This is a genomic window from Bradyrhizobium sp. dw_78 (assembly GCF_018449525.1).
Taxonomy (GTDB): Bacteria; Pseudomonadota; Alphaproteobacteria; order Rhizobiales; family Xanthobacteraceae; genus Bradyrhizobium.
The window spans coordinates 562,146-588,882 of the sequence record NZ_JAAVUS010000003.1 but is presented as its reverse complement, the minus strand read 5'-3'; the positions used below and the strand labels follow the sequence as shown (position 1 = coordinate 588,882).

Genomic DNA, 26,737 nt, shown 5'->3' with positions numbered 1-26,737 from the left:
ATGTGGCGTTTGCATTGGTCACGAGCGCGGACTCGATCACCTTGATCGAGCCGCCGCCCAGGTTGAACTGATAATGCAGGCCGCTGTTGTTGTAACCAGGCTGCAGGCTGCTGCCGCCGATTTCGAGCGTGCCGCCATCGAGGTCGTATACGCCCGTGCTGGTGAATTGACCGGAAAGAAAGAGGGATGAATCATTGTGGACGCGCAGCACGCCGCCGGTTTGCTCGATGAATCCCTGCGATTGCGGCTGGGTGGCGGTTTCATTGCCGAGGCCGATGATGAGCTTGGCGCCGCCGGACAGATCGATCACCCCGCCGCGGATATTGAGCGTACCGCTGCTGCCGGCATTGGTGCCGGTATTGCGGCCAAGAGAATTGACCAGGCCGGTGAGATCAAGCTCCCCGCCGTCCATATTGTATGTGCCAGTGCCGCCCTGGTTGCCTATGGTCAAGGAGGCGCAGTGCAAGGTATCGCCGCAAGTGGGTGTGACCGCTACAGTGCCGCCGGTTTGGTTGACGGTTCCCTGGCCGAGAAAATCCCCGACCTGAAGACCGGTTCCGAAGGTGATCGTGCCGCCCGAGACGTTCAGCGTGCCGACGCCGCCGCTGAGCTCTCCGACGGCGAGATCGGTCACCGAGGTGGTCCCGCTCGTCTGCGCCATCGCGCCTTGCGCGATAAAGGCTTCGCCCAAGGCGATGGTGGCATTATCGATGGTCAGGGTACCCGAGCCTATCTTGGCAAAGTTTCCGGAAGGCGGGTTGTAGGTTTGATTGTCCAGACTGATCGTGCCGGAAAAGGCCGTGCTGCTGTTATTGGCACCCACCACGAAAAGCGTGGTTCCTGCAATCACGGTGCCGCCACCGCTGATCGAACCGATGGTCTGGTCAGCGTTAGCGACCGACAGGCTGGCGCCGGCAGCAACCGTGAGGTTGGTGCCCGACGCGATTGCCTGACTGCCCGACAGCGCCAGATTGCCCGCTACGATATTGATCGGATCGGACTGCGCAGCGACCGCCGCATCGAGCTCGCCTTGCGTGCTGACATCGACCGCCAAGGCGCTCGATGTGCTTGCGATAAGCCCCGCTGCGGGAAGGCTTGCCAACAATGCCGGCCACAACCACAAATGTCTGCCCGAAGGCAGATTCGGCCGCAAAAAAAGTCCTGGCGTCCAGTGCATTTCTAGTGATGCCTTGCTGCGCCCCGAGCTCGGGAATCAGACAGAAAGATTCACAAGCCCAGACTCGGAACCGGAGCACGACGGCTTCAGGTTGAAGCGCCATCACGCTTTATGTTTTTTATTCAAGCCCGATCCTTTCCGGATCACGCTCTGGCTGAAGCGATATTCTGTAGCTGTCCCAAGCGAGCGACCGATCGTTCTGTCAGGTCGCTTAACCCTCGTTGCAATTGCTCCGCTGGATTCCAAGCATCCGTGCAAGGGCGGCAGGCAATGCTTGACCGAGCAGCAAACGTCTTTCTTCGCAGTGCGATGCTTCGTCTGCCGAAGATCACGGAAATCAACCCGTGAGCTAAATATTAGTTCAAAAGCGTCAGCCAGTCTGTTCAATTTTGAACACGAGGAAAAATAAACTCGACTGATTCACATGTTGGAACCGTGCTGCGACTGAGCGCAGCCGATAAAATTAGTTCCCGCGCGGAACAACACAGACTCGCCCATCAGAACAATCGGATACGGCTAGTGATTGTCTCTCATGATCGACAATTAAATATCGGCGCGCACGCAATCACTCGCGCGCGTTTCACTTCCAGCCGAGTTGAAGAAATGAAATGATGGTTACCGTCGGCCTTACGCCGTTCAGGTTCCAGATGAGGACGCACTCGAAATTTATAGCCTCATCGGTTCTGATTGAATCAGAAACAGATTCCCGAATCAGAAACAGCTCTCATATTTTGTTTTGACGCACTCTTCATGCGAACCGGAATCCACCCCGCAGGAAGTCCGGGGTGGGCTTTCGCCCGACAACGCTATCGTTGGCAAAACCGGAATTGAAGACCGCCGCTTCGCTCAAATCATCGCGGCGACTTTTTCCAGACCGATGAGGCGAGCGAGCGAGCGCACTTCACGCTTCTGGTCCTCGCGCAACTGGAACAACAGCGGCATCGCGGCCGATTTCAGTTGCTGGACCTCCGGGGAATCGGGATCGATCATTGCCGCGGCCGCGTGCGGATCGGCCTGACGGTTTGCATGGATCTTGCGGGCCACCGCGCGCAACGCGTCTTCCACCGATGGCCAGTAGGATTCCTGATCCGGCGACAGCTTGAGGCGTTCCTTGATGCCAGCGATCTGCTCGTCGCTGAGCAGCGAATAGGATTTTGGCGGCGCCGGCCTGTCGGCAAGTTTCGGTTTGGACGGCGCCGCCGGCGAGGCCGTGACGTGGGGCACCTCGATATCGACGGCGGAGCTGGAAGCGAATGCCTGCCGCAGCGGCGCGGCCGTATCGGCAGGCGACGGCGCCGGTTCGAGCGAGGCCAGCGCAAAGCTCGCCACCGTCAGCCTGTCATTCTTGGCTTCGCGGTTCGGAACCACCTTTTCGGCAATCGCCATCGCGGCTTGCGGCCCCGCCGCCGGTACGCTGTTGCGGAAAAGAATGCTGGTGGCGGCCGCGCCCATGACGAGAAGACAGGTCAGCGCGATCATCGTCATGGCCCGCGTCAAGCAATTCTCCTTCCGTCCATTTGCCAAAACTAGCTTCAGCGAAAACTGAGCAGTAATTAAGGCTTAACCATGCCACAGCGGCGGCGCCGGCCGCGGATTTGAAGACCTTCGAAGCGGTCCGGGCGCCCGAAATCAGGCGGCGAGTTCGTAGGCTTCCTGAATGTCGGCGACGATATCCGACGCCTCCCACAGCGCGCCGGGCGCGACGGATTGAAGGCTGATGGTCCAGTTGCTGCCCCTGCGGGTACGGGGCGTGCTGACGATGTCGAACTGCACATCGCGGCACAATGGATGCCGATCGAGCGCGCGGGCGACGCGGATCCTGATCTCGTCGAGGCTCGCGGGCGTCTTTGCAAACAGCGTCTCCAGATCTCGCATCTCCGCCTCCAGCGGCAATCAACAGCGCAGCCGGCGAAGAGCAGCCGACGCCCCCGGAGAGGATTGTTGGAGCGAGTTTGGTTAATGGCGCGTTAAGGCCTGCGCCGCGACCACGCATGCCTGCCGGCCGGGCGCGGCGCTTATCGCTTCTCGATGACGAGGCTTTGCACCGCGCGGCCGAAATAGCCCCTGACATCGGCGAGCCGCGCCATGGCAAGGCCCGCGCCATCGGGACCGATCCAGGATTCCGCATCGAGCAGGATCCATTCGCCGATGGGTTCGCGGGCGAAATTCACGGTGAGGTCGGCGTTGATGAAGGTCCACTCCTGAAAGTCGAGCACCGAGGAGGTGCCGTTGCAGAAATCGGCGGCGACGACCGCGCGCATCGCCTGCGAGATCGGCTGCGCCTCGACCAGCGGCCGGTCGACGCGGTACCAGATCGCGCCCGGACCGGGCACGCCGAAGCGGCCGCGAGCGGCGCGCATCGAGATGCCGGCAACGAATGGACTGCGTGAAAAGCTCGGCTGCTCCACGCGCGCCTGATCGGGACCGGGAAGCTCGACGGCGGCATCGGTCACTTCAGGCGGCAGCGTCAGTTCCTGCGTCCTGATCTTGAGCACGGTCGCGCCGACCACCACGGCATCGCCCGCGCGCAGCCGCACGGCGCATAACTGGATCTTGCGCCCCTGCCGCAGCACCTCGGTCTCGAGCGTCAATTCGGTGAGCGGTACCGGCCGCATCAGATCGATGGTCACGCGCGCAATGCGCATCGGCACCGGCGCCGGGATCGCTTCCGCTGCCCAGACCACCAGCGAGGCCGGCGCGGAGCCGTGCTGCATCCCCGGATCCCAGGGGCCGGCCGCATCGGGACTGGTGAAGATGCGGTTTGCCTCCACGCGATAAATGGCGTTCATTCAGTTATTTCCGCCTTTCGGGGCTGCGCGATCACAGCGCGGGATCGACGGCTTCGACATATTCCCGGCCGAGCCGCGCGATCAGTTCGGCAGCCGGCACGATCTTGCTGATGCTGCCGACGCCCTGGCCGCTGCCCCAGATCTCCTTCCAGGCTTTCGGTTTGTTGCGCTCGCCCGAGGCGTCGGTGCCGAAGCTCATTTTCGACGCGTCGGATTCGGGAAGATTGTCCGGATCCATGCCCGCCGCGACGATCGACGGCTTCAGATAATTGCCGTGTACGCCGGTGAACAAGTTGGAATAGACGATGTCTTCCGCGCCCGAGGTCGTGATCATCCGCTTGTAGGCTTCGACCGCATTTGCCTCGGTGGTGGCGATGAAGGCCGAGCCGATATAGGCGAAGTCGGCGCCGAGAATCCGCGCAGCGCGGATCGCGCGGCCGTTGCCGATCGCGCCCGACAGCGCGACCGGACCATCGAACCATTGCCGCGTCTCCGCGACGAAAGCAAAGGGCGACAGCGTTCCGGCATGGCCGCCCGCGCCGGCCGCGACCAAGATCAGGCCGTCGGCGCCCTTCTCGACCGCCTTGTGCGCGAATTTCTGATTGATCACGTCATGGAAGACGATGCCGCCCCAGCCATGCGCGGCCTGGTTCACTTCCTCGCGGGCGCCGAGCGAAGTGATGAGCATCGGCACCTTGTGCTTCTCGCACACCGCGAGATCGTGTTCGAGCCGGTTGTTCGAGCGATGCACGATCTGGTTCACCGCGAACGGCGCCGACGGCCGCTCGGGATGCGCCTTGTCGTAGGCGGCAAGTTCCTGCTTGATCCGCGTCAGCCACTCGTCGAGCAGTTCCGGCGGCCGGGCATTCAGCGCCGGAAACGAGCCGACGACACCCGCCTTGCATTGCGCGATCACGAGATCCGGCACGGAGATGATGAACAGCGGCGCGCCGATCACGGGTATCGACAATCGTCCCTTGAACAAGGCAGGTATGGACATTCGAAAAAGCCTCCCGGTTATTTTTGAGGAAGAAGCGCTTCCGGCCTAAGAATGCCAGACATCATACCAAGAAGGCAATCCGCCTCCCGCTACTGGCATAGCGCCGCGGTAACGTAATTGTCGGTGCGGCAATCGTCCGGCTTGCGGGTCCGGCCGGGAATCAGCACCTTCGCCGAGCAGGTCTCCGCCGAATCCATCGTAAGGCTCTTGCCCTCCTTGAAGCCCTTGGCCTGGCAGAGCTTGTCGGAAGCCGATTTGCAGTCCGGCGCGCCGTTGGCCGAAACCGGACAGACGATGCGGCCGGACACCATCGAGGGCTTGGCGAGGTTCGACAACGTGTCGGCCGCGCCCTTGGTCGCATCCTTGGCGCGGTCGTTCAGGTCGCCGATGGTTTCGCTCGTGCTCTTCAAGCCCGGGAGCCTTCCGAACATCTTGCCGATTTCGCTGATCAGGCCCGGATTCTCGCGCGGCGGCGGCGCTGCGGGTTCGCCCTGCGCCGGCATTGGCTGGACCGGCGCGGCCTGCGGCTGGACCTGCGTTCCCGCGGGAGGAGGCGCAGCGGAGGGAGAAGAAGGTGGTGGCGTCTGCGGCCATGCAGCCCCGGTCGCCGCCACGACCACCAGAAAGGCGATTGCAGCGGCGCGGCGAACCCAGGATGGCGGGAGAAACTGGCTGGTCCGGTCGGGCATCGGCGCAAGCGTATCCTCAAGCCCGACAAACGGCAAAGCGGCGATCAGCCGCCCTCAGAGCATTCGAAACGCGATCACGAAGCCGAGCACCAGCACGGCCGCGCCCAGCGTCACCCACAGCCCCAGATGCCGCTCGATCCTGATGCGGATCCATTCGCCATAGCGGTTGAGCAGGATCGCCGCGATGAAGAAGCGCGCGCCTCGGGCGATGATCGAGCACAGGATGAACAGCCAGATATTGTAGCCGGCAAAGCCGGAGGCGATCGTCACCAGCTTGTAGGGAATCGGCGTCAGGCCCTTGCCGATGATGATCAACGCGCCCCATTGCGCATAGGAGGCCCGGAAACCGTCGACCTTGTCAGCCAGGCCGTAGAGGTTGATCAGCCAGTGCCCGACGGAATCGTACAATAGCGCGCCGATGGCATAGCCGAGAACGCCGCCCACCACCGAGGCCACGGTGCAGACCAGGGCGTACAACCACGCCCGCTGCGGCCGCGCCAGTGACATCGGGATCAGCATCACATCCGGCGGCACCGGGAAGAAAGAGCTTTCCGCGAACGCCACCCCCGCCAGAATCCAGAGCGCGTAGGGCTTGTGCGCGGCGTCGATACACCAATTGTAAATCCGTTTCAGCATGACGGCGATGAACCATCACGGGACGGATTTGTCCATGCCGGGATAGACGATGATTAATGGCGCTTGCGCAGGCTGCGGCTTTGAAGCGCGACAATCGGTCGCCGCCCGACCCGTGGCGGCGCGACGCCCGCCAGCTTGACCGACGATTTCGGCAGCTTCTCGGCGATACCGAGCATCTGCTCGCGCCGTTCCATTTCCTGCCATACGTCCTCGGGCCGCACACCGCACGCCGCCCACAACACGGTGAGATTATAGAGCAGATCGGCGCTCTCGCGGACCACGGCGTCGGGCTTGCCGCTGACCGCGTCGATCACGACCTCGACCGCCTCTTCGGCCAGTTTCTTGGCCATCTTGGTCGGCCCATGCTGAAACAACCGAGCCGTCCGCGACACCGCCGGATCGAGATCCTTGGCCGCGAGTACCGCCAGATAAAGCCGTTCGAGTGAATCGCTCATTCCACCAAGCTAATCCAAACCGATCGCCAGCGTGTTAACGGCGGCCCCTCCAGGTCCATTGTCATAAAAAATTCGTCGACCGCGCAGGACGCGGCCGACGAAAGGTCTCCTCAAAGGTTAAAAATTACCAGCCGGCGAGCGGATGGCCCCTGAAATGCGGTACACCCGACCGGTAGCCGCGATATCCGCCATAATATGGCCCACCGCCGTAATAGACCGGGCCGCCACCGTAATAGCCGTCATAATTGTCATAATAGTCACGCCGGTTCTGGGCTGCGGCGATCGCCAAGCCAGTACCGACGATACCCGCAAAGGCGGCCGCCGCCGCGGCTCCTCCGCCACCGCCGCCTCGCCGGGCCCTGACCCTGCGCCTGGCGCTGCTGAAGTCGGTGTCGGCATGGTTCGCGGCTGCCACCGGCGGCCCCTTGCCTGCCGGCGCGGAATTGGCAAACGCCACCGACGGCTCTGCCGCCGTCAACGCCAGCGCCGCGACCATGACCACGGCAACCGGGCCGGCCGACGACAACACGGATTTTCGGGGTACCATTACACTATCCTCCGCAACGAGGCCGGTCCAAACGACCGCCGGTGGCTAACCGCCCAGTTCATGTCGGGTTCCATGTCCGAAAGCGCGGGCCAGGCGATGCTGTATCTCGTTCACGATCCATCAATTAGAATGCGGCCTTGATTGGCGCCAGCGCGGACGATCCTCGTCCGGCCGGTCCTGAAACGTTGCACAGATGTCCCTGCTCCGCCTTTACACGCGCGTTCTCGAACTGCTCGGCAAGGAAGCCCGGCTGGGCTGGATCCTCGCCGCCGCCAACCTGCTGCTGGCCGGCGCGCAATTCGCCGAGCCGGTGCTGTTCGGACGCATCGTCGACGTGCTTTCCGGCAACCCCGCCACCGGCCCGCTCGGGACCTCGTCGCCGTGGCCGCTGCTGGCCGCCTGGGTCGCGTTCGGCCTGTTCACGATCGCCTGCAGCGCCGCAGTCGCGCTGCATGCCGACCGGCTGTCGCACCGCCAGCGGCAGGCGGTGCTGACGAGTTATTTCGAGCACATCATGCAGTTGCCGCTGACCTTCCACACCGGCACCCATTCCGGCCGCCTGATGAAAGTGATGCTGAACGGCACCGACTCGCTGTGGCGGCTCTGGCTCGGTTTTTTCCGCGAGCATTTCGCCGCGATCATGTCGCTGGTGGTGCTGCTGCCGCTGGCGTTCTACATCAACTGGCGGCTGGCGATCCTGCTGTTCGTGCTCTGCGTCGTCTTCACGGTGCTGACCACGCTGGTGGTGCGCAAGACCTACGGCATGCAGAGCGAGGTCGAGGCCCATTACAGCGATCTGTCCGCGCGCGCCTCCGATGCGCTCGGCAATGTCGCGCTGGTGCAAAGCTTCGTGCGCATCGATGCCGAAGTGCAGGGACTGCGGCTGGTCGCCGACAAGCTGCTGGCGGTGCAGATGCCGGTGCTGTCGTGGTGGGCGATGGTCACCGTCATCACCAGGGCGTCGACCACGATCACGGTGCTGGCGATCTTCACCGTCGGCATCCTGCTGCATGAACGGGGACTGACATCGGTCGGCGAGATCGTGATGTTCGTGAGCTTCGCCACCATGCTGATCCAGAAGCTCGAACAGGTGGTCGGATTCATCAACAGCGTGTTCATGGAAGCACCAAGGCTGCAGGAATTCTTCAACGTGCTCGACGCCGTGCCCGCGGTCCGCGATCGCCCGGATGCGATCGATGCCGGCCGGCTCTCGGGACTGGTCGAATTCGACGACGTTTCGTTTTCCTATGACGGCAAAAGGCCCGCGGTAGAGGATCTTTCCTTTACCGCGCTGCCCGGCCAGACCATCGCGCTGGTCGGCCCGACCGGCGCGGGCAAATCGACCGCCATCGCGCTGTTGCATCGCGCCTTCGATCCGCAATCGGGCGTCATCAAGATCGACGGCATGGATATCCGCGGATTGAAGCTTTCAGCGCTGCGGCGGAATATCGGCGTGGTGTTCCAGGAAGCGCTGCTGTTCAACCGCTCGATCGCGGACAATCTGCGCGTCGGCAAGCCGGACGCCACCGAAGAGGAGATGCGCGTCGCCGCGGCGCGCGCCCAGGCGCTGGAATTCATCGAGCGCAGCGAGCGGAAATTCGACACCGATGTCGGCGAACGCGGACGGATGCTGTCCGGCGGCGAACGGCAGCGGCTGTCGATCGCGCGCGCGCTGCTGAAAGACCCGCCGATCCTGATCCTCGACGAAGCGACCAGCGCGCTCGACGCCGTGACCGAGGCCCGGGTCAACGCCGCGCTCGACGAAGTGATGAAAGGGCGCACCACGTTCGTGATCGCCCACCGGCTTTCGACCATCCGCAACGCCACGCACATCCTGCTGTTCGACAACGGACGCGTGATCGAAAGCGGAACTTTCGATGAATTGGTGGCGAAGGGCGGCCGGTTCGCGGAACTCGCCCGCGCGCAATTCATGGTTCAGGAGAACGCGGCCGGCGCACGCGAGCCCAGCGCGGATGTCACGATTTAGTGTCGTCGAAATTCGGCCCGTTTCATCCACGATTTAATCGCGCAGCCCCTGTTCTGGAACAGCAAGCCGGTATAGGTTTGCGACCGCCGCAAGCGACGGCGCCGGACACGCTTGAATCGAACGTCACATGCCAGGACATCGCCTTCACAGGCGGGTCTCAAAGGACCGGAATAGTGCCACTTCTTCGTTCGCTCCTTCGCACATCACCCTTCAGTCGAATCGTTATTGTCGCAGCGCTGGCCATCCTCGCGCCGCACGTGGCGCAAGCGGAAGCGCTGCTGCTGATCGAGGCCGATAGCGGCAAGGTGTTGCAGGCCGAGAACGCGACCATCCCCTGGTATCCCGCCTCGCTGAGCAAGCTGATGACGGCCTATGTCACGCTCAAGGCGGTGAAGGAGGGGCGCATCACGCTCGACACGCTGTTCACGGTGTCGCCCACCGCCGCCTCGCAATCGCCGTCGAAGATGGGATTCCGTCCGGGCACGCAACTCACCGTCGACAATGCGTTGAAGATGATGCTGGTGAAGTCGGCCAACGACATGGCCGTGGTGCTGGCCGAAGGCGTCGGCGGCTCGATCGACGGCTTTTCGGCGATGATGAACCAGACCGCGCAGCAGCTCGGCATGACGCAGACGAGCTACGTCAATCCGAACGGCCTGCCCGCGGACGGCCAGATCACCTCGGCGCGCGACATGGCTATCCTGGCCCGCGCCATCATTCACGACCTGCCGGAATATGAATATTTCGTCCACATTCCCTCGATCCGATACGGACGCCGGATCACCCAGAATTTCAACAAGCTGATCGGGCGCTATCCCGGCGCCGACGGCTTCAAGACCGGCTTCATCTGCGCGTCCGGCTACAACCTGATCGGGTCGGCGACGCGCGACGGCCGAAGGCTGATCGCGGTGGTGCTCGGCGCGTCGTCCGGCCAGATGCGCGCGGTCAGGGCCGCGCAGTTGCTCAACCGCGGTTTTGCCGGCAACAGCCTGTCCTGGCTGCAGCCCTCGCTCGGCACCGTGGACAAGCTGGTGCCGGTCGACGCTTCGCCGCCGGACCTTCACGAGGAAATGTGCGGCCCGCGGCACAAGCGGCCGGCCAGCGACGAGGACGAGGAAGCTCTCGCCGGCGGCGGCGCCTCGGGCAGCGGCCCAGCCGGCGCGACATTTTTCGCCGCCGGTTTGCAGCCACCCTCGACCAACCCTGCGGAAATGCTGGCGCAGCCGGCCGCACCTTCGGAGCCGATCCCGGTCTATACCGGCCCAACCAAGACAGGAGCCGCGTTGATCGCGGCCATCGCCGCCGATACCGAAAAACTGCCGGCGGGACCGAAGGGCAAGAAAACGCGCGTCGCGGCGAAACGGCCCGACGCAACCGCCGAGGCGAACCCGAACGCCAAGACGAATCCTGAGGCAAAAACCGGGGCAAAGCCGGAAGCCAAATCGGACGCCAAGCCCGATATCAACAAGCCCGGTAGCAACAACAAACCTGATGGCAACAAGGCTAATGCCGTTCCGGCCCGGCACGCTAGCGCCAAGCCGGAAGCCACCCCTCCGGCCGCGGCGGGAGACAAGCCCGCCGTGAAGCTGCCGGCAAAGCCCAGGACGGCGGTCAAGCCGGGCACCAAGCCCGCGCCCAAAAGCACCTCCAGCAACGCCGCCAAGCCGGCCGGTTAACGCGAGTGCTGCCCAAGCGAGCGCGCTACTACCCTCCGTCGAAGCGCACCGCTTCTGGCTCTCCCGCCAATGCGCCCTTCCGGCCCGCAGATCGGGGCATGTGGCCGCTTGCCACGGCTTACGGCATTGCCCAATATCGCCGGAGCCTGATGTATAAGATCTATAAAAGGGCCTGATATATAAAAAGGCCATCCCCGCCGTCTGCGGGGAATCGGACGGGAGGGTTACGACCATGGAGCGAATCTGGCTCAAGCAATATCCGGCCGGCGTGCCCGCCGATATCGATCCGGCGCAATACGCCTCGCTGGTCGAGCTATTCGAAGAAAGCTTTGCGAAGTTTCACGACCGCAAGGCCTTCATCTGCATGGACAAATCAATCAGCTATCGCGACCTCGACGAGATGTCGCGATGGCTCGCCGCCTATCTGCAGGGCAAGGGCCTGCAAAAGGGCGCCCGTGTCGCGCTGATGATGCCGAACGTATTGCAATATCCGGTCGCCGCAACCGCCGTGCTGCGCGCCGGCTATGCCGTGGTGAACGTCAATCCGCTCTACACCCCGCGCGAACTCGAACACCAGCTGACGGATTCCGGCGCCGAGGCGATCATCGTCCTCGAGAATTTTGCCGCCACGGTGCAGAAGGTGATCGCCAATACCGCGGTGAAGCACGTCATCGTCGGCAGCATGGGCGACCTACTGGGCCTGAAAGGCATGATCGTCAATTTCGTGGTGCGCCGCGTCAAGAAAATGGTGCCGCCGTTTTCGCTTCCCGGCGCCGTCCTGTTCAACGACGCGCTCACAGCCGGCCGCGGCCTGAAATTCAACAAGCCGCAGATCACGCCCGACGACGTCGCCTTCCTGCAATATACCGGCGGCACCACCGGCATCTCCAAGGGCGCGACGCTGCTTCACCGCAACATCGTCGCCAACGTGCTGCAGAACGACGCCTGGCTGCAACCGGCAATGCAACAGCCGCCGCATGTCGATCAATTGTTCATCGTCTGCGCGTTGCCGCTCTATCACATCTTCGCGCTGACGGCGTGTTTCCTGCTGGGACTACGCGCCGGCGGCGTCAATCTGCTGATTCCCAATCCGCGCGACATCGCGGGCTTCATCAAGGAATTGATGAAATACCAGATCAACGACTTCCCGGCGGTCAACACGCTTTACAACGGGCTGCTGCACCATCCCGACTTCAAGAAGGTCGATTTCTCCAAGCTGAAAATTTCCAACGGCGGCGGCATGGCGGTTCAGCGCCCGGTCGCCGAGCAGTGGAAGAAAGTGACGGGTTGCAGCATCGCGGAAGGCTATGGCCTGTCGGAAACCTCACCGACGCTGACCTGCAATCCGGCCACCACCACCGACTTCAACGGCTCGATCGGCATTCCCGTGCCCTCGACCTATATCTCGATCCGCGACGATGACGGCAACGAAGTGCCGTTCGGACAGCCCGGAGAGATCTGCGCCAAGGGCCCCCAGGTCATGGCCGGTTACTGGAACAGGCCGGATGAAACCGCCAACGTAATGACCGCCGACGGCTATTTCCGCACCGGCGACATCGGCGTGATGACGCCGGATGGCTATACCCGGATCGTCGATCGCAAGAAGGATATGATCCTGGTGTCCGGCTTCAACGTCTATCCGAACGAGGTCGAGGAAGTGATCGCCAGCCATCCCGGCGTGCTGGAATGCGCGGTGGTCGGCTTGCCGGATTCGCGATCCGGCGAATCCGTCAAGGCGTTTGTCGTCAAGAAGGACCCCAGCGTCACCGCCGAGGACATCGTCAAGTTCTGCGGCACGCAATTGACCGCCTACAAGGTGCCGAGGCAGATCGAGTTTCGGACCAGCCTGCCGAAAACCAATGTCGGAAAGATCCTGCGCCGCGCGTTGCGCGACGAGAAGGCTGCTGCTTAAGGAGACGGCTTTCCGCCGCCATTTGCGAACCAAGCGAGGCAACCCGACCTCGGTCATTCCGGGATGGTGCGCCAGCACCAGACCTGAGATGCGCAATTGCGCATCGGGGAATCTCGAGATTCGGGGTTCGATGCGGAGCCTGTCATCGGGCCGCGCATTCGCGCGGACCCGTTGGCATCGCCCCGGAATGACGGCTCCTATCAAACCATGGTGAAGGGTTTCCCCCGGCTACAAAAATGCTCTAAGACACGTTCCGCACATCCAGGGAGAATTGACGATGACCATCCAAGTTGGCGACAAGCTGCCCGAGGCCAAGTTTCGCGTGATGACGGCGGACGGTCCCCAGGTCAAGACCACCGACGACATCTTCAAGGGCAAGAAGGTCGCGCTGTTCGCGGTGCCCGGCGCCTATACTGGCACCTGCCACAAGTTGCATCTGCCGAGCATTTTCCTCAACGCCTACGCCATCAAGGGCAAGGGCGTGGACACCATCGCGATCGTCTCGGTCAACGACGCCTTCGTCATGAGCGCCTGGAAGCGCGACACCGACCAGCGCGATGAGGCCACCTTCCTCGCCGACGGCAATGCCGACTTCACCAAGTCGATCGGCATGGAGCTCGACGCCTCCGGCAACGGGCTGGGCATCCGCTCCAAGCGCTATTCGATGCTGGTCGAGGACGGCGTGGTTAAGAAGCTGAACCTCGAGGCGGCGCCGGGCAAGGTCGAGGTCTCCGGCGGCGACACCCTGCTCGGGCAGCTCTGAGTTTCCGTCGTTACTAAACAGCTCTGGCCCTAGGAATGACGTGATGCCCGGGCTTGTCCCGGGCATCCACGTTCTTGAGCGCGGTTCAAAAGAAATCCGTCATGGCCGGGACGGGCCCGGCCGTGACGGATTTTGAGTACCCGCCTACTTCCTGACCACTTGCTGCAACCGCGCCATCGCGACGCCCTCGCGCGCCAGCTGGTCGGCGCGCTCGTTTTCGTCATGGCCGGCATGGCCCTTGATCCAGTGCCAGCGCACCTCGTGCGGCTTCAGCGCCGCGTCCAGCCGTTGCCAGAGATCGACATTCTTGACCGGCTTCTTGTCGGCGGTGCGCCAGCCGTTCTTCTTCCAGCCGTGAATCCAGCCGGTGATGCCCTGGCGCACATACTGGCTGTCGGTGGTGATATCGACCACGCAGGGCTTTTTGAGCGCTTCCAGCGCCGAAATCGCCGCCATCAGCTCCATGCGGTTGTTGGTGGTATGCGCCTCGCCACCCTTCAATTCCTTCTCGACATCGCCGAATTTGAGGATCGCACCCCAGCCGCCCGGCCCGGGATTGCCGGAACAGGCGCCATCGGTATGAACGACGACCGAGGGAAGCGAACTCACGCGACCAGCCCCGAGGCCGCGACGCCGTAATCGCGGATGCCGGCCACGCTCTGCTGAAAGCGCAGCTTGCGCACGTATTCGAGCGGGTCCTTCGGCTGCACCAGCGCGCCCGGCGGAACGTTGAGGAAATCGACCAGCCGTGTCAGCAGGAAGCGCAACGCTGCGCCCCGGGCCAATAGCGGCAGCGCCTGCTGCTCGGCGTCGGACAATTCACGTTCGCGGCCATAGGCTCCGAGAAAAGCCCGCGCCTTGGTGACGTTGAACGAGCAATCGCTCTCGAAGCACCAGGCGTTGAGGCAGATCGCGACGTCATAGGCGAGTGTGTCGTTGCAGGCGAAGGTGAAATCGATGATGCCGGACAGTTCTTCGCCGATGAAGAACACATTGTCCGGAAACAGATCGGCATGAATCAGGCCTTGCGGCAGATTATCCGGCCAGACGCCACTTTCGAGATAATCAAGTTCGGCTTCGATAAAGCCGCGCAATCCATGCTGTACGTCATCGGCGCGCGCCGCGGCCTGCTCGAACAGCGGCCGCCAGCCCGATACCGATAATGCGTTGGCGCGCGACAGGGCAAAACCGCGCCCGGCCAGATGCATCTTCGCCAGCGCCTGGCCGACGCCGGCGCAATGCACGGCGCTGGGCTTGCGCGGCCAGACGCCGTCGAGAAAATTGATGATCGCGGCCGGCCGTCCCGCCAGCGTGCTGAGCGTTTCGCCGCTCTTGTCCTTCAGGGGAAGCGGACAATTGATCCCGTGCGAGGCAAGGTGCGTCATCAGCCCGAGGAAGAACGGCAGGTCGTTCCTCGCGACGCGCTTCTCATACAGCGTCAGGATGAAATGCCCCGATGTCGTATGCAGCAGGAAATTGGAATTCTCGACGCCCTCGGCGATGCCCTTGTAGGACAGCAGTTCGCCAATGTCGTAATGCTGAAGGAATTCCGCAAGCTCGTCGGCGGCGACGTCGGTGTAAACCGCCATCTTTGCTATTCCGCGGCGGCTTCAGGCCGCAGCGAACGCGGCAACGGGAAGAATTCATTCTCTTCCGCGGCCGAGACCGTCTCCACATGCAATTCGTAGCGTTCGGCGAACGCGCCCATGATCTCTTCGACGATCACTTCCGGCGCCGAGGCGCCGGCGGTGATGCCGAGGCTCTTGATGCCCTCGAAGCGCGACCAATCTAGATCGCTGGCGCGCTGGGCCAGCACCGCAATGGGGCAACCTTCACGCTCGGCGACCTCACGCAGCCGCTGCGAATTCGACGAATTCGGTGCGCCGACCACGATCAGGGCGTCGACCACCGGCGCCACCTTCTTTACCGCCAACTGGCGGTTGGTGGTGGCGTAGCAGATGTCTTCCTTGTGCGGCCCCGAGATGTTCGGGAAGCGGCCTTTCAGCATCGCCACGATCCCGGCGGTATCGTCGATCGACAATGTGGTCTGGGTCACGAAAGCAAGATTGTCGGGATCCTTCGGCGTGAAGGTCGCGGCGTCTTCGGCGGTCTCGATCAGGGTCACGGCGCCGGGCGGCAACTGGCCGAGCGTGCCCACAACCTCTGGATGATGGGAATGCCCGATCAGCAGGATTTCGCGGCCGCGCTTGAAATGGATCGCGGCCTCCCGGTGTACCTTGGTGACCAGCGGACAGGTGGCGTCCAGCGAAAAGAAATTGCGCGACTTGGCGTCCGCCGGCACCGATTTGGGAACCCCGTGGGCCGAAAACACCACCGGGGCATTGGTATTGTCGGGGATTTCAGCCAGTTCCTCGACGAAAATCGCACCCTTGGTCTTGAGGCTGTCGACGACATAGCGGTTGTGGACGATTTCATGCCGGACATAGACCGGGGCACCATAGATCGCGAGCGCGCGTTCCACGGTGTCGATCGCCCGCACCACGCCGGCGCAGAAGCCCCGCGGAGAACAAAGCACGAGTTTCAGGTCTGGTTTGGCTGCCATAGGAGAAATCTCGAACCGAATCACCCCTCGCCGACGGGCAGGGAACGGCCAGTTAGAGCTAGGACTTGGGACTGCTTTTGGGCGCTGTCAAGGCACTTTCGTAGGCCATTGCGCGGGCCGCCCCCAAGGGTCTATATAGCACCCAATTCCCGTCATCGCTGACGATCACGGCTTCGCCTCCAAAAGAGGTGGGCGAAGCACAAAGGAGATTTGCCATGAGCAATGCACCGCTGATGCCAAAAGCGACGGCCGTGTGGCTGGTCGATAATACCGCGCTGACCTTCGATCAGGTGGCCGATTTCACCAAAATGCACCCGCTCGAGGTCCGGGCCATCGCCGATGGCGACGCCGCCCAGGGCATCAAGGGCATGGACCCGATTTCCAACGGCCAGCTCACCCGCGAGGAGATCGAAAAGGGCGAAAGAGACCCGAATTACCGGCTCCGGCTCGAAGAGAGCAAGGTCACGCTGCCGCCGGCCGCCAAGAAAAAAGGCCCGCGCTATACCCCGGTGTCGCGCCGCCATGAACGGCCGAGCGCGATCCTGTGGCTGGTGCGCAACCACCCCGAGTTGAAAGACGCCCAGATCATGCGGCTGGTCGGCACCACCAAGACCACCATCGCCAGCGTCCGCGACCGCACCCATTGGAACGCCTCGACCCTGACGCCGATGGACCCGGTGACGCTCGGCCTGTGCGCGCAGATCGATCTCGATTTCGAGGTGCAGCGCGCGGCCAAGGAGAAGCCGGTCGCCGCGACCTATGGCGGCGCCACCCTGCTGCCGGCCTCCGAGACCACCCGCAAGGAACCCGAATTCGAGCCGACCGAGAAGCAGCGTGACGACCTCAACGTCGACGCCGTGTTCGCCAAGCTGAAGACCATCGGCGGCAAGAAGCCGGACGAGGAAGAATAAGGCCGCTCAGGTCTCGCGCCCCGGGAAATTTCCAGCGCGGCGGCCGAACCCGCCGCGTTGCTGTTTCCGGCGCATTGCCGCTTCGCCTTCGGCATGCCCCGCATGGGCAGGCGCCAACGCCTTGTCGGTTCTGATTGAATCAGAACCGGGCTCTAACATTTTATTTTGACGCGTTTTCTTGACGCGAACCGCGCTTGAGCACCGTCGACGATCCCTTCAGCTTCAAATCCTTGATCAGCGTGACGCTGTCACCCTCGGCAAGCAGCGCGCCGTTCGAATCCCTGACCTTGATATCCATGTGATGCGTTCCTTTCATAGTGTTTTCGAGCGAGTGGCTTCCGGTTCGCGTCAAGAAAACGCGTCAAAATAAAAAAACGATACGAGGAATTGGAAAATTGTGGTGAGCTTCAGCGGTCAGGGATGATCCGGATGATCCATCATGTATTGACCGAGATCGCGCTGGCGTTGATCGGAGCGTGCGTTGGCGGCATTGCGCGCCGCGTCACGGTCCCTGCGGCAATAGACATAGTCAGGTGAGCCGACCGCTACCTTGCCGCCCGACTGGCAATAAGCGTCGTCGTCCTGCGCCAGTCCCACTGGCGGCGGCGCATCGCTACGCGAGGCACAGGCGCCAAGCGTGAGTGCCGCCAGTATCACCACGGCGAAATGGGCGGGAGCGTATCGTCGCATACCAAATTCCTGTTTGCAGGCGCGCATGTGTAGCGTGGATTGAGGAATTTGTAAGTCTCTTCGTCATTCCAGGATGCGCCGACGGGCGCAGGCCCGGAATCCATTCATCCGCCGTTTCTGCCGTCCGCTGGATTCCGGGATCGCGCGCGGCGCTCGCGCCCCCCGGAATGACGGCGAGAACTCACGCCCGGCCTTGCAGCGCCTCGCCGATTTCATCGAGCACCTTCGGATCCTCGATGGTGGCCGGCACCGTCCACGGATCGCCGTCGGCGATCTTCTTGATGGTGCCGCGCAGGATCTTACCCGAACGGGTCTTCGGCAGGCGGCCCACAATGATCGCGAGCTTGAACGCCGCCACCGGCCCGAGCCTGTCGCGCACCAGCGCCACCACTTCCTTCTCGATATCAGCGTTGCTGCGGGTCACACCGGCCTTCAGCACCAGGAAGCCGCAGGGCACTTCGCCCTTGATCGCGTCCTTGATGCCAAGCACCGCGCATTCGGCGACGTCGGGATGGGAGGCGAGAATCTCTTCCATGCCGCCGGTGGACAACCGGTGGCCGGCGACATTGATGATGTCGTCGGTGCGGCCCATCACATAGACGTAGCCGTCCTCGTCCTTGTAGCCGGCGTCGGAGGTTTTGTAATAGCCGGGAAATTCGGCGAGATAGGCCTCCCTGAAACGCTCGTCCTGTTGCCACAGGGTCGGCAGGCAGGCCGGCGGCATCGGCAGCTTGATCACGATCGAACCCATGTGGCCGGCCGGCAGCGGCTTCGCCGCTTCGTCGACGATGTCGACCTGATAACCCGGCATCGGCACCGTCGGCGAGCCGTGTTTGACCGGAAGCTGACCTAACCCCACCGGATTGCCGGCGATGCACCAGCCGGTTTCGGTCTGCCACCAATGATCGATGACCGGCACCTTCAATTGCGCTTCCGCCCATTCCACGGTCGGCGGATCGGCGCGCTCGCCGGCCAGAAACAGCGTGCGGAATTTTGAAAGGTCGTATTGCCGGATCAATTTTCCGTCCGGGTCTTCCTTCCTGATGGCGCGGAACGCGGTCGGCGCGGTGAAGAAGGCGGCCGCCTTGTGCTCGGAAATGACGCGCCAGAACGCGCCGGCGTCGGGCGTGCCGACCGGCTTGCCCTCATACAGGATCGAGGTCGCGCCATGAAACAGCGGCGCGTAGACGATGTAGCTGTGGCCGACCACCCAGCCGATGTCGGAGCCGCACCACCAGACCTCGCCGGGTCTGACGCCGTAGAGGTTGAACATCGACCATTTCAGCGCGACCAGATGCCCGCCATTGTCACGCACCACGCCCTTGGGGATTCCTGTCGTGCCCGAAGTATAGAGGATATAGAGCGGATCGGTCGCCAGCACCGGCACGCAGGGCGCGGCCTTGCCGGCGTCGAAAGCCGCCTGGCGCAACGCGGCCCAATCGTGATCGCGGCCGGCGATCAGCTCGCATGGATGCTGCGGCCGTTGCAGGACGATGCAGGCATCGGGCTTGACGCTGGAGAGCCTGATCGCCTCGTCGAGCAGCGGCTTGTACTGCACGATCCGGCCGGGCTCGAGGCCGCAGCTGGCCGAAAGGATCAATTTCGGCCTGGCGTCCTCGATCCGCGTCGCCAGCTCCTTCGCCGCGAACCCGCCGAACACCACGCTGTGGACCGCGCCGATCCGCGCACAGGCCAGCATCGCGGCCACGGCCTCCGGCACCATCGGCATATAGAGGATGACGCGATCGCCCTTGGCGACGCCCAGATCCTGCATGATCGCGGCAAGCGCCTGCACCTCCTTCAGCAGTTCGACATAGGTGAATGTCGTGACCGTCCGGGTGAGCGGCGAATCGTGGATCAGCGCGACCTGATCGGCGCGGCCGCCGGCGACATGGCGATCGAGCGCGTTGTAGCAGGTGTTGACCACGGCACCGGCGAACCAGCGGCCGTAAGCGCCCATGCTTGGATCGAATATCTTCTTCGCCGGTTCGATCCAATCGATCTCGCGCGCCGCCTCGCCCCAAAACCCCTCGGGATCGGCCAGCGAGCGGGCATGGACCTCGCAATAGCGGCTCTTCTCGTGGATGTTCATGGCGTCTCTCCCGTCACGCTCGTTAATGCCATTGTCACGGGAAGCGGCGGCGATTCAAGCCGGAAAAACCGGGGGCCCAGTCAAGCAGAATGCACTCGCCGGTGGGAGGCGGATTATTCCCGCGAACGGTACTCTGCTCTCTCCCCCTTGTGGGGAAGAGGTGGAGAGGAGGGTACCGTGAGCTCCGGCGTTTGCGGCTCACCCTCCTCCCTAACCCTCCCCACAAGGGGGAGGGAACGAGTCCCATTGCCGCGCAACTAATGCTTTCCGATCGCCCGCAGATGGTCCAGCCGCGCGCGCATCTCCTTCTGAAGATCGTAATCCGGCTGGCCGAACCCGGCATTGCGGCGCGCCAGAAACGCATCCTGCTCGCGTTGCAAGGCGCGGCCGGCGCGCGGATCGTCGCGGGTGGCGTCGCCGACCACCCTGACATTCACCGCGTAGATCTCGCGGTCGAGATTGGCGAGGTCCGGATTGGCGCAGATCGCTTTCTCCACCGCGCGCCTGGCGGTGGCGCAATTGAAGCTCGGCTTGTTGTTGACGGCCATCAGCGCGCCGAGCCGCTCGAGTTCCTGTGCCAGCGCCTTGTAATTGGCCTTTGCGGCGGCGTGATCCGGATCGAGTTTCAGCGCAGCGCCGAAATCGCGCAGCGCGCTGGGACGGTCGCCCTTCCTGCGCCAGAGTTCGCCGCGCGCGTTATAGATATCGGCCAGCGACGGATCGAGCCGCAGCACCGTGCTGTCATCGTCAATGGCCCGGTCGATCATGTCCTTGCGGTCATAGACGCCGGCCCGCGCGATCAGCGCCTTGATGCGGTCGGCCTGCGAGGTCTTTTCGTTGTCGATCAGGGCGCCGCACACGGCAACGATCCTGTCGTCGTCGCCGGAAACCGCGGCGGTGGCGCAAGGCGCGGGATCGGCTTGCGGATTCGTGGCCGGCCCGGAGCCGGCCGCGAACGCGGCGCAGGACAGCGCACCCCATAGCGCCGCAACGACAGCCGCTTTCCGGACCGGTCCCGCACCACGCCGCTGCATTGGCTATCCCGTTGCAAATCGCTTTTTGGCACGCGCCATCAGCCATGCTAGCGCGGATTCGCCCCATCATGACGACGGATTTTTGCTGCTGGAGACCCGATTCTGATTGAACCGGAACAGAAGCGCCAGATTTTTGCTTCGACAGGTTTTCCACACCCGAACCGCTATCCACCCGGCTCGAAAACGCCCTAAGTTACGGCGATCGATTGCAATTGAACGGCGAGGATTTCCGGCTTGGTCACGTTCGAATGGATCATTGGTTTACTGCTCAGCGCCGTGGTGCTGTCGGCGCTGGCGCGGCGGATCAAGGTGCCCTACCCGACCTTTCTCGCCATCGGCGGCGCATTGCTGGCGTTTGTGCCGTGGAGTCCGGCCTGGACATTGGAGCCCGGCCTGGCGCTGGCGCTGTTCGTCGCGCCGGTCCTGCTCGATGCCGCCTATGACACCTCGCTGCGCGACCTGCGCAAGAACTGGCTGCCGGTCTCGGCGCTGGTGTTCTTCGCGGTCGGCGTCACCACGGCGGTGGTCGCAGTCCTGGTTCATTGGCTGAAGCCGGACATGCCGTGGGCTGCCGCGGTCGCGCTCGGCGCCATCGTGGCCCCGCCGGACGCGGCCGCCGCCACCGCCATCCTGCGCCAGATCAAGCTGCCGTACCGGATCCTCAAGATCCTCGAGGGCGAAAGCCTGCTCAACGACGCCAGCGCGCTGTTGATCTTCCGGGTCGCGGTCGGCGCCGCCGCGCTTTCGCATTTCAAGTGGAACGAGTTCGTGCCCTCGATCCTGCTGGCATTGGCGGGCAGCCTAGTGGCCGGCTATCTGTTTGCCAGGATCTGGACGCAGCTGACGCAGCGCGTGAGCGACGCGCCGAGCGCGATCATCCTGCAATTCGCCGGCACCTTTACAGTGTGGATCGCCGCCGAACATCTCGGCCTCTCCGGTATTCTCACCATCGTCGCCTATGCGATCACGATCGCCCGCACCGCGCCGGCGCGAACGCCGGCGCGGCTGCGCGTGCCGGCCTATGCGGTGTGGGACACCGCGGTCTTCATCCTGAATGTGATGGCCTTCATGCTGATCGGCATGCAATTGCGCCCGATCTGGACCCGCCTCGACGGCGCGATGCAGATGGAATATTCCGCCGTGGCGGCTTGCGTCCTTGCCGCCGTGATCTTCGCCCGCATCGCCTGGGTGATGAGCTATGGCGCGGCCTTGCGGTGGCTGGCCGCGCGCGGCTGGCTTCATCCCGGAACGTCAATGGCGGTGCCGACCGTGAAAAGCGGCATCGTGGTCGCCTGGTGCGGAATGCGCGGCATCGTGACGCTGGCGGCGGCGTTCGCGCTGCCGGAAGGCTTCCCCTATCGCGATCTCATTCTGCTGACCGCCTTTGCCGTGGTGCTGGGGTCGCTGGCGATCCAGGGCCTGACCTTGCGCCCGCTGATCATGGCGCTGCGGCTGAAGGACGATGACCCGGTGGCGGCCGAGGCCGCCCACGCCCGCGGCGTCGCCTACCGGGCCGCGCTCGACGAGATCGACGGCGATCCGTCGGAGGAGGCGGAAATTCTCCGGCTGGAATACCGCGCGCTGCTGATGCGTGCCGAGGGCGATCCCGATGGCGGCGTTGTCTCCGGCGAACTGCCGGCCGATCCGCTGCGCCGGCGCGCGATCGGCGCGGCGCGAGGCGCGCTGCTGACGCTGCGCCGGTCCGAGGCGATCGGCGACGATGCCTTTCATCTGCTCGAGGAAGAGTTCGACCGCGCCGAACTCAGCGCACAGGGATGAAAAACTTTCCCTGTCGTCTCTGTGAAAGCAGGGATCCATAACCACGAATGTTTATTGTTGTGCCCGACGCGGCGCCAGCTTGCCGTAGCCACGAAGATTGTTGGCTACAGGTCCCGGCTCAAGGCCGGGACGGCGGGAGACCAGCTCACTTCAGGCGTGATCCCGCCATCGACCACCAATTCGATCCTGGTGACGTATTTCGATTCGTCGGAGACCAGAAACAGCGCCGCGTTATTATTGTTGTCGTCATGGTTCGCAGGCGCGCATGATCGTGACATGCACGCCGACCGGATGCCCTAAAATATCCGACAGCGTCCGGCAATTTCCATCATGGCACAGTCGCCATTCCCCGGCAGCGCCGGAATTGGCCAGCGCCAGTTCCGGCATCGGCGGGCGCTTCGGCTGCCATTGAAACCAGCCGTCGACGAGCCGCGCCTCAGGCGGGGGTTCCATGCCCGCGCCAAAACCCTTAACCCGCGCCTGCACCAGTTCGAGGCCTTGTTGCGTGATGCGCCAATCTTCCTGCCAGTCGATCTTTTCAACCGAATGGGTCCATACCAGCGTGAAGGCCGCGATCGAAAGCGTCTTCACGACGCCCGCGGAGGCCAGGCACAGGCTCAATCTGCGACCACCACGTTGCGCGGACGCCGCTGCCATTGCCAGAGCACGCAGGCCACCGCCAGCGTAAAACCGAGCGTGTCGCTGAAGCGGAAATCGCCGAGCAGGCACAGCGCCGCAAGGAAAGCCGCGCCCCGCTCGAGCCAGGTCAACGGCGTGAACAAAAAGCCGATCGCGACCATGCCGAACAGCGCGATGGCAACCAGCGCCTTGAACGTCGCGAATGCCACCGCGCCGTAGAATCCGAGCTGAGCCGCCAGGGGGTCGCCGGGCTGCAACATCAGCGACGGCGAATAGATGAAGATGAAGGGAATGACATAGCCGGCGAGCGCGATGCGCATCGCTTCCCAGCCGATCTTGTCGGGGTTTTCCTTGGCGATCGGCGCCGCCGCCAGCGCCGCCAGCGCCACCGGCGGGGAAAGATCGGCCATGATGCCGTAATAGAACGCAAACATGTGGCTGGCGATCAGGGCGACCCCGAGCTTGGCGAGCGCCGGCGCCGCCAAAGCCGCGGTGATGATATAGGTCGGGATCGTCGGAATGCCGGTGCCGAGCAGGATCGACAGCAGCATGGTCATGATCAGCGCGACGAACAGGCTCTTTGCGCCGAGCCCGATGATCCAGCTGCCGAAGATGGTGCCGACGCCGGTCTGCGTCATCATGCCGATGATGCTGCCGACAATGGCGCAGGCCATGCCGACGGTCAGCGCCGATTTGGCGCTGTCGGCCAGCGAATCTCGGCAGGCGGCCAATGTCGCCCGGCCGCCGCGCGTGATCGCCGCGATCAGCACCAGCACGCCGACGACGCACGCTGCGGAAATGATGTCGAGCCCGTCGCGCCATAGCGCCGCGATCACCAGCGCCAGCCCGATCCAGAACACGTAGCGCAAGGCCGTGTTCGAAAAGCCGAGCGAGATACTGGCGCCGAGGATCAACGCCACCGTCAGCGCGAGTCCGATGCTGCCGGCATAAAGCGGCGTGAAGCCCTGGAACAGCATGTAGACCAGCGCCGCCAGCGGCAGCACCAGATACCAGCGCGCCACCAGCGCCTTCCAGGCGCTTGGAATTTCCGAACGCTTCATGCCGACGAGGCCATGCTTGCCGGCCTCGAGATGCACCATCCAGAACGCGGAGGCGAAATAGAGGATCGCCGGGATCACCGCCGCCTTGACGATGACGGAATATTCGACGCCCAGCGTCTCCGCCATGATGAAGGCGACCGCGCCCATCACCGGCGGCATGATCTGTCCCCCCATCGAGGCGGTCGCTTCCACCCCGGCGGCGAAGGCGGGACGATAGCCGAACCTGATCATCAGCGGGATGGTGAACTGGCCGACGGTGACGACGTTGGCGACGCCCGAACCGGAGACCGTTCCCATCATGCCCGAGGCGAATACCGCGACCTTCGCCGGACCGCCCAGCGTGGTGCCGAACAGGCCGAGCGACACATCGGTGAACAATTGAATCATGCCGGCGCGTTCAAGGAACGAGCCGAACAGGATGAACAGAAAGATGTAGGTCGCCGAAACGTAGATCGGCACACCGTAAAATCCCTCGGTGCCGTAGGACAGATGGCTGATGATCTGGTCGAACCCGTAGCCGCGATGATTGAACGGCGCGGGCAGATATTGGCCGAAGAACCAGTAGAGGATGCAGGCTCCGCACATCAGCGGCAGCGCCAGACCCATCAGCCGCCGTGTGCCCTCGAAGATCAGCACCGCAAGCAGGGTTCCGACCGCCAGATCAAGCGGCGTCGGATCACCGTCGCGCGCGATCAGGTCGGCATAAAAAATCCACTGATAGAGCCCGCACAGGAATCCGGCGCTACCGACCAGCCAGCCGATGCTGCGGCCGATATTGCTCTTGGCGGTGAAATTGCCGACCAGCCCGAAGGTCATCAGGATCAGAAAGCCGACATGGACGCCACGCACCACCTGGCTCGGCAAAACGCTCCACGCCGCGACGACGAGTTGAAAGGCCGCGAACGCGATGCCTATGGCATAGGCCAAGTGGCCCCAGCCGCCCGGCCCGAATCCTTCCGGGAATCCATGCTCGAAATTATCTAATTTGGCCTTGCCGGGCTGCTCGGCGCCCCTCACCTGCAACATCTTCGTTGTCCCCCGCGCGCGACGCCATATCACTCCGCGCCATCTAAAGATACGCCATGCGCGGGCAAAAGCGCCAACGGGTGTACGCGGCGCGGCCCGATGGCAGGCTCCGCTAAGCAATCGTCTTATTTAATTAAACCCCTTTCTTTGTAGTAGCGGATCGCACCCGGATGCAGCGGTACCGGGCTGCCGATCGCCGCATTCTCCAGCTTGATCTCCTTGCCGGCCACATGCGCGTTCGCCAATTCCGGCAGCGATTCAAAAATCAGCTTGGTCATCTGATAGGCGAGATCGTCGGACACCGCCGAACTGGTGACCAGATAATTCACCACCGCCGCGGTCGAGACATCCTTTTCCTGGCCGGTATAGGTTCCGGCCGGGATCGTCACCGCCACGAAGGGCGGACCAATCTTGTCGATGGTCTCCTTGGGGACGGAGACGACGGTGATATCCGTCGAGGTGCTGAGATCCTTCAGCGAGGCGACCCCGAGACCGGCCGATTGCAGCGTCGCGTCCAGTTGCCGGTTCTTCATCAGATCGACGGATTCGGCAAAGGGCAGATATTCGACCTTGCCGATATCCTTGTAGCTCAAGCCCGCAGCCGCAAGGATGGCGCGCGAGTTGAGCTCGGTGCCGGACTTCGGTGCGCCCACCGAAAGGCTCTTGCCCTTCAGATCGGCCAGCGTCTTGATGCCGCTGTCGGCCGTCGCCACGATCTGGATGTAGTTCGGATAGATCGCACCGATGGTGCGAAGCTTGGTCAGCTTGCTCTTGAAGCCGGCCTCCTCGTCGCCTTCCCACGCCGCCTTCAGCGAGTCGCCCAGCACGAAGGCGATTTCGCCGCGGCCCTGCTGCAAGAGGATCAGGTTCTCCACCGACGCCTTGGTGGCCTGCACCTGAGTCCTTACGTCCGGAAGCTTGTCGCTGAAGATTTTTCCGATCGCGACCCCGAGCGGATAATACACGCCCGATGTGCCGCCGGTCAGGACGTTGACAAATTGCTCGGCCCTCGCGGCGGGCCCCGACAACACCACGCCGACCGCAGCGACGACAGCCATCAACCTTAAATTCATTTGTATTATTTCCCCCGTAGCTGATGGGGAAATTGGACGGACCGGGACCGGTGGTCAACCCATCCGTCCGGTGAAAAACGCGACCGCGACAATTAAGCGTTCCGCGTGGCGGCATTCATCTTTGCACTGCGCGACCGGGGGCCTAATCGGCTCTGAGGCGTAACCGGCGTTACTCTTTTGTTTTGACGCGTTTTCTTCACGCGAACCGGAAGCCACTTCGCTCGAAAACGCTATGCTA

24 protein-coding genes and 2 pseudogenes are annotated in these 26,737 nt (G+C 63.3%); 6 read left to right on the top strand and 20 right to left on the bottom strand.

Going from position 1 to position 26,737, the window contains the following annotated elements; translation table 11 throughout:
- The 9 genes and pseudogenes from HB630_RS11805 to HB630_RS11765 all read right to left on the bottom strand — a co-directional run.
- A pseudogene (locus HB630_RS11805) lies at window positions 1-1,054 on the bottom strand (hypothetical protein); the annotation flags it as partial.
- Window positions 1,055-2,023: 969 nt separating this feature from the next.
- Window positions 2,024-2,674 (bottom strand): hypothetical protein, encoded by a 651-nt coding sequence (locus HB630_RS11800; RefSeq protein WP_213772390.1) that lies wholly within the window; start codon window positions 2,672-2,674, stop codon window positions 2,024-2,026.
- Window positions 2,675-2,806: 132 nt separating this feature from the next.
- A complete protein-coding gene (locus tag HB630_RS11795) occupies window positions 2,807-3,052 on the bottom strand; it encodes a hypothetical protein (protein ID WP_213772389.1) in 246 nt (81 codons plus the stop codon).
- Between the two features lie 140 nt (window positions 3,053-3,192).
- The gene (locus tag HB630_RS11790; protein ID WP_213772388.1) at window positions 3,193-3,966 is read right to left on the bottom strand and encodes a thioesterase family protein; all 774 of its coding nucleotides are present in this window, start codon (window positions 3,964-3,966) and stop codon (window positions 3,193-3,195) included.
- Between the two features lie 31 nt (window positions 3,967-3,997).
- The gene (locus HB630_RS11785; RefSeq protein WP_213772387.1) at window positions 3,998-4,966 is read right to left on the bottom strand and encodes a nitronate monooxygenase family protein; all 969 of its coding nucleotides are present in this window, start codon (window positions 4,964-4,966) and stop codon (window positions 3,998-4,000) included.
- Window positions 4,967-5,055: 89 nt separating this feature from the next.
- A complete protein-coding gene (locus tag HB630_RS11780; protein ID WP_249780795.1) occupies window positions 5,056-5,655 on the bottom strand; it encodes a hypothetical protein in 600 nt (199 codons plus the stop codon).
- A gap of 54 nt (window positions 5,656-5,709) precedes the next feature.
- Entirely contained in the window at window positions 5,710-6,291 is a 582-nt protein-coding gene (locus HB630_RS11775) for a YqaA family protein (protein ID WP_213772386.1), read from the bottom strand.
- A 53-nt stretch (window positions 6,292-6,344) separates the two neighbouring features.
- Window positions 6,345-6,746 (bottom strand): phosphoribosyl-ATP diphosphatase, encoded by a 402-nt coding sequence (gene hisE / locus HB630_RS11770; RefSeq protein ID WP_213772385.1) that lies wholly within the window; start codon window positions 6,744-6,746, stop codon window positions 6,345-6,347.
- A gap of 124 nt (window positions 6,747-6,870) precedes the next feature.
- Window positions 6,871-7,293 carry a hypothetical protein gene (locus tag HB630_RS11765; RefSeq protein ID WP_213772384.1) on the bottom strand — a complete coding sequence of 141 codons (423 nt, stop codon included), beginning with the start codon at window positions 7,291-7,293 and terminating at the stop codon, window positions 6,871-6,873.
- Window positions 7,294-7,486: 193 nt separating this feature from the next.
- Here HB630_RS11765 and HB630_RS11760 point away from each other — a divergent pair, with 193 nt between their 5' ends.
- The 4 genes from HB630_RS11760 to HB630_RS11745 all read left to right on the top strand — a co-directional run bounded on the left by HB630_RS11760 (window position 7,487) and on the right by HB630_RS11745 (window position 13,631).
- Complete coding sequence (locus tag HB630_RS11760) at window positions 7,487-9,280, top strand: glucan ABC transporter ATP-binding protein/ permease (RefSeq protein ID WP_213772383.1); 1,794 nt, start codon at window positions 7,487-7,489, stop codon at window positions 9,278-9,280.
- A 218-nt stretch (window positions 9,281-9,498) separates the two neighbouring features.
- Window positions 9,499-10,956, top strand: a complete 1,458-nt coding sequence (locus tag HB630_RS11755) for a serine hydrolase (protein WP_346656079.1) — start codon at window positions 9,499-9,501, stop codon at window positions 10,954-10,956.
- A gap of 232 nt (window positions 10,957-11,188) precedes the next feature.
- A complete protein-coding gene (locus HB630_RS11750; protein WP_213772381.1) occupies window positions 11,189-12,868 on the top strand; it encodes a long-chain fatty acid--CoA ligase in 1,680 nt (559 codons plus the stop codon).
- Window positions 12,869-13,145: 277 nt separating this feature from the next.
- Window positions 13,146-13,631 (top strand): peroxiredoxin, encoded by a 486-nt coding sequence (locus tag HB630_RS11745; RefSeq protein ID WP_213772380.1) that lies wholly within the window; start codon window positions 13,146-13,148, stop codon window positions 13,629-13,631.
- Window positions 13,632-13,775: 144 nt separating this feature from the next.
- Here the strand turns inward: HB630_RS11745 and rnhA are convergent, their stop codons facing one another.
- The 3 genes from rnhA to ispH are packed head-to-tail and all read right to left on the bottom strand — an operon-like array spanning window position 13,776 to window position 16,194.
- Window positions 13,776-14,240 (bottom strand): ribonuclease HI, encoded by a 465-nt coding sequence (rnhA, locus tag HB630_RS11740; RefSeq protein ID WP_213772379.1) that lies wholly within the window; start codon window positions 14,238-14,240, stop codon window positions 13,776-13,778.
- Complete coding sequence (locus tag HB630_RS11735) at window positions 14,237-15,220, bottom strand: homoserine kinase (RefSeq protein WP_213772378.1); 984 nt, start codon at window positions 15,218-15,220, stop codon at window positions 14,237-14,239. Before HB630_RS11735 ends, rnhA begins: the two co-directional genes overlap by 4 nt.
- Before the next feature lie 5 nt (window positions 15,221-15,225).
- The gene (gene ispH / locus HB630_RS11730; RefSeq protein ID WP_213772377.1) at window positions 15,226-16,194 is read right to left on the bottom strand and encodes a 4-hydroxy-3-methylbut-2-enyl diphosphate reductase; all 969 of its coding nucleotides are present in this window, start codon (window positions 16,192-16,194) and stop codon (window positions 15,226-15,228) included.
- A gap of 215 nt (window positions 16,195-16,409) precedes the next feature.
- Between ispH and HB630_RS11725 the strand changes: the two genes are divergently transcribed.
- The gene (locus HB630_RS11725) at window positions 16,410-17,105 is read left to right on the top strand and encodes a cell cycle transcriptional regulator TrcR (protein ID WP_213772376.1); all 696 of its coding nucleotides are present in this window, start codon (window positions 16,410-16,412) and stop codon (window positions 17,103-17,105) included.
- Window positions 17,106-17,289: 184 nt separating this feature from the next.
- Here HB630_RS11725 and HB630_RS11720 read toward each other — a convergent pair.
- The 4 genes and pseudogenes from HB630_RS11720 to HB630_RS11705 form a co-directional block, all read right to left on the bottom strand.
- Window positions 17,290-17,403 (bottom strand): annotated as a pseudogene (locus HB630_RS11720) (PhnA domain-containing protein); the annotation flags it as partial.
- Between the two features lie 116 nt (window positions 17,404-17,519).
- Window positions 17,520-17,795 carry a hypothetical protein gene (locus HB630_RS11715; protein WP_213772375.1) on the bottom strand — a complete coding sequence of 92 codons (276 nt, stop codon included), beginning with the start codon at window positions 17,793-17,795 and terminating at the stop codon, window positions 17,520-17,522.
- A gap of 181 nt (window positions 17,796-17,976) precedes the next feature.
- A complete protein-coding gene (locus tag HB630_RS11710) occupies window positions 17,977-19,887 on the bottom strand; it encodes a propionyl-CoA synthetase (RefSeq protein ID WP_213772374.1) in 1,911 nt (636 codons plus the stop codon).
- A 257-nt stretch (window positions 19,888-20,144) separates the two neighbouring features.
- Window positions 20,145-20,921 (bottom strand): hypothetical protein, encoded by a 777-nt coding sequence (locus HB630_RS11705; RefSeq protein ID WP_213772373.1) that lies wholly within the window; start codon window positions 20,919-20,921, stop codon window positions 20,145-20,147.
- Between the two features lie 234 nt (window positions 20,922-21,155).
- On the opposite strand from HB630_RS11705, the gene HB630_RS11700 reads away from it, so the two are divergent.
- Window positions 21,156-22,700, top strand: coding sequence for a sodium:proton antiporter (locus HB630_RS11700; RefSeq protein ID WP_213772372.1), 1,545 nt, complete (start codon window positions 21,156-21,158; stop codon window positions 22,698-22,700).
- Between the two features lie 104 nt (window positions 22,701-22,804).
- Here the strand turns inward: HB630_RS11700 and HB630_RS11695 are convergent, their stop codons facing one another.
- The 4 genes from HB630_RS11695 to HB630_RS11680 form a co-directional block, all read right to left on the bottom strand.
- Complete coding sequence (locus HB630_RS11695; RefSeq protein WP_213772441.1) at window positions 22,805-22,978, bottom strand: hypothetical protein; 174 nt, start codon at window positions 22,976-22,978, stop codon at window positions 22,805-22,807.
- Window positions 22,947-23,357: a DUF1850 domain-containing protein gene (locus tag HB630_RS11690; protein WP_213772371.1), complete on the bottom strand. Its 411-nt coding sequence runs from the start codon at window positions 23,355-23,357 to the stop codon at window positions 22,947-22,949. The genes HB630_RS11695 and HB630_RS11690 overlap by 32 nt, the downstream gene beginning before the upstream one ends.
- A complete protein-coding gene (locus HB630_RS11685) occupies window positions 23,318-25,426 on the bottom strand; it encodes a TRAP transporter permease (protein WP_213772370.1) in 2,109 nt (702 codons plus the stop codon). The genes HB630_RS11690 and HB630_RS11685 overlap by 40 nt, the downstream gene beginning before the upstream one ends.
- Before the next feature lie 125 nt (window positions 25,427-25,551).
- Window positions 25,552-26,499, bottom strand: coding sequence for a TAXI family TRAP transporter solute-binding subunit (locus tag HB630_RS11680; RefSeq protein WP_213772369.1), 948 nt, complete (start codon window positions 26,497-26,499; stop codon window positions 25,552-25,554).
- Window positions 26,500-26,737: the final 238 nt, after the last annotated feature.

Excerpts from the sequence above, each read along its gene's own strand:
- HB630_RS11790 (WP_213772388.1), bottom strand. The coding sequence starts at position 3,966 with ATGAACGCCATTTATCGCGTGGAGGCAAACCGCATCTTCACCAGTCCC.
- HB630_RS11785 (WP_213772387.1), bottom strand. The coding sequence starts at position 4,966 with ATGTCCATACCTGCCTTGTTCAAGGGACGATTGTCGATACCCGTGATC.
- HB630_RS11705 (WP_213772373.1), bottom strand. The coding sequence starts at position 20,921 with ATGCAGCGGCGTGGTGCGGGACCGGTCCGGAAAGCGGCTGTCGTTGCG.
- HB630_RS11695 (WP_213772441.1), bottom strand. The coding sequence starts at position 22,978 with ATGTCACGATCATGCGCGCCTGCGAACCATGACGACAACAATAATAAC.
- hisE (WP_213772385.1), bottom strand. The coding sequence starts at position 6,746 with ATGAGCGATTCACTCGAACGGCTTTATCTGGCGGTACTCGCGGCCAAG.
- HB630_RS11765 (WP_213772384.1), bottom strand. The coding sequence starts at position 7,293 with ATGGTACCCCGAAAATCCGTGTTGTCGTCGGCCGGCCCGGTTGCCGTG.
- HB630_RS11795 (WP_213772389.1), bottom strand. The coding sequence starts at position 3,052 with ATGCGAGATCTGGAGACGCTGTTTGCAAAGACGCCCGCGAGCCTCGAC.
- HB630_RS11775 (WP_213772386.1), bottom strand. The coding sequence starts at position 6,291 with ATGCTGAAACGGATTTACAATTGGTGTATCGACGCCGCGCACAAGCCC.
- HB630_RS11725 (WP_213772376.1), top strand. The coding sequence starts at position 16,410 with ATGAGCAATGCACCGCTGATGCCAAAAGCGACGGCCGTGTGGCTGGTC.
- HB630_RS11690 (WP_213772371.1), bottom strand. The coding sequence starts at position 23,357 with ATGGCAGCGGCGTCCGCGCAACGTGGTGGTCGCAGATTGAGCCTGTGC.
- HB630_RS11780 (WP_249780795.1), bottom strand. The coding sequence starts at position 5,655 with ATGCCCGACCGGACCAGCCAGTTTCTCCCGCCATCCTGGGTTCGCCGC.
- HB630_RS11735 (WP_213772378.1), bottom strand. The coding sequence starts at position 15,220 with ATGGCGGTTTACACCGACGTCGCCGCCGACGAGCTTGCGGAATTCCTT.
- HB630_RS11750 (WP_213772381.1), top strand. The coding sequence starts at position 11,189 with ATGGAGCGAATCTGGCTCAAGCAATATCCGGCCGGCGTGCCCGCCGAT.
- HB630_RS11685 (WP_213772370.1), bottom strand. The coding sequence starts at position 25,426 with ATGTTGCAGGTGAGGGGCGCCGAGCAGCCCGGCAAGGCCAAATTAGAT.
- HB630_RS11745 (WP_213772380.1), top strand. The coding sequence starts at position 13,146 with ATGACCATCCAAGTTGGCGACAAGCTGCCCGAGGCCAAGTTTCGCGTG.
- HB630_RS11760 (WP_213772383.1), top strand. The coding sequence starts at position 7,487 with ATGTCCCTGCTCCGCCTTTACACGCGCGTTCTCGAACTGCTCGGCAAG.
- HB630_RS11710 (WP_213772374.1), bottom strand. The coding sequence starts at position 19,887 with ATGAACATCCACGAGAAGAGCCGCTATTGCGAGGTCCATGCCCGCTCG.
- ispH (WP_213772377.1), bottom strand. The coding sequence starts at position 16,194 with ATGGCAGCCAAACCAGACCTGAAACTCGTGCTTTGTTCTCCGCGGGGC.
- HB630_RS11715 (WP_213772375.1), bottom strand. The coding sequence starts at position 17,795 with ATGCGACGATACGCTCCCGCCCATTTCGCCGTGGTGATACTGGCGGCA.
- HB630_RS11680 (WP_213772369.1), bottom strand. The coding sequence starts at position 26,499 with ATGAATTTAAGGTTGATGGCTGTCGTCGCTGCGGTCGGCGTGGTGTTG.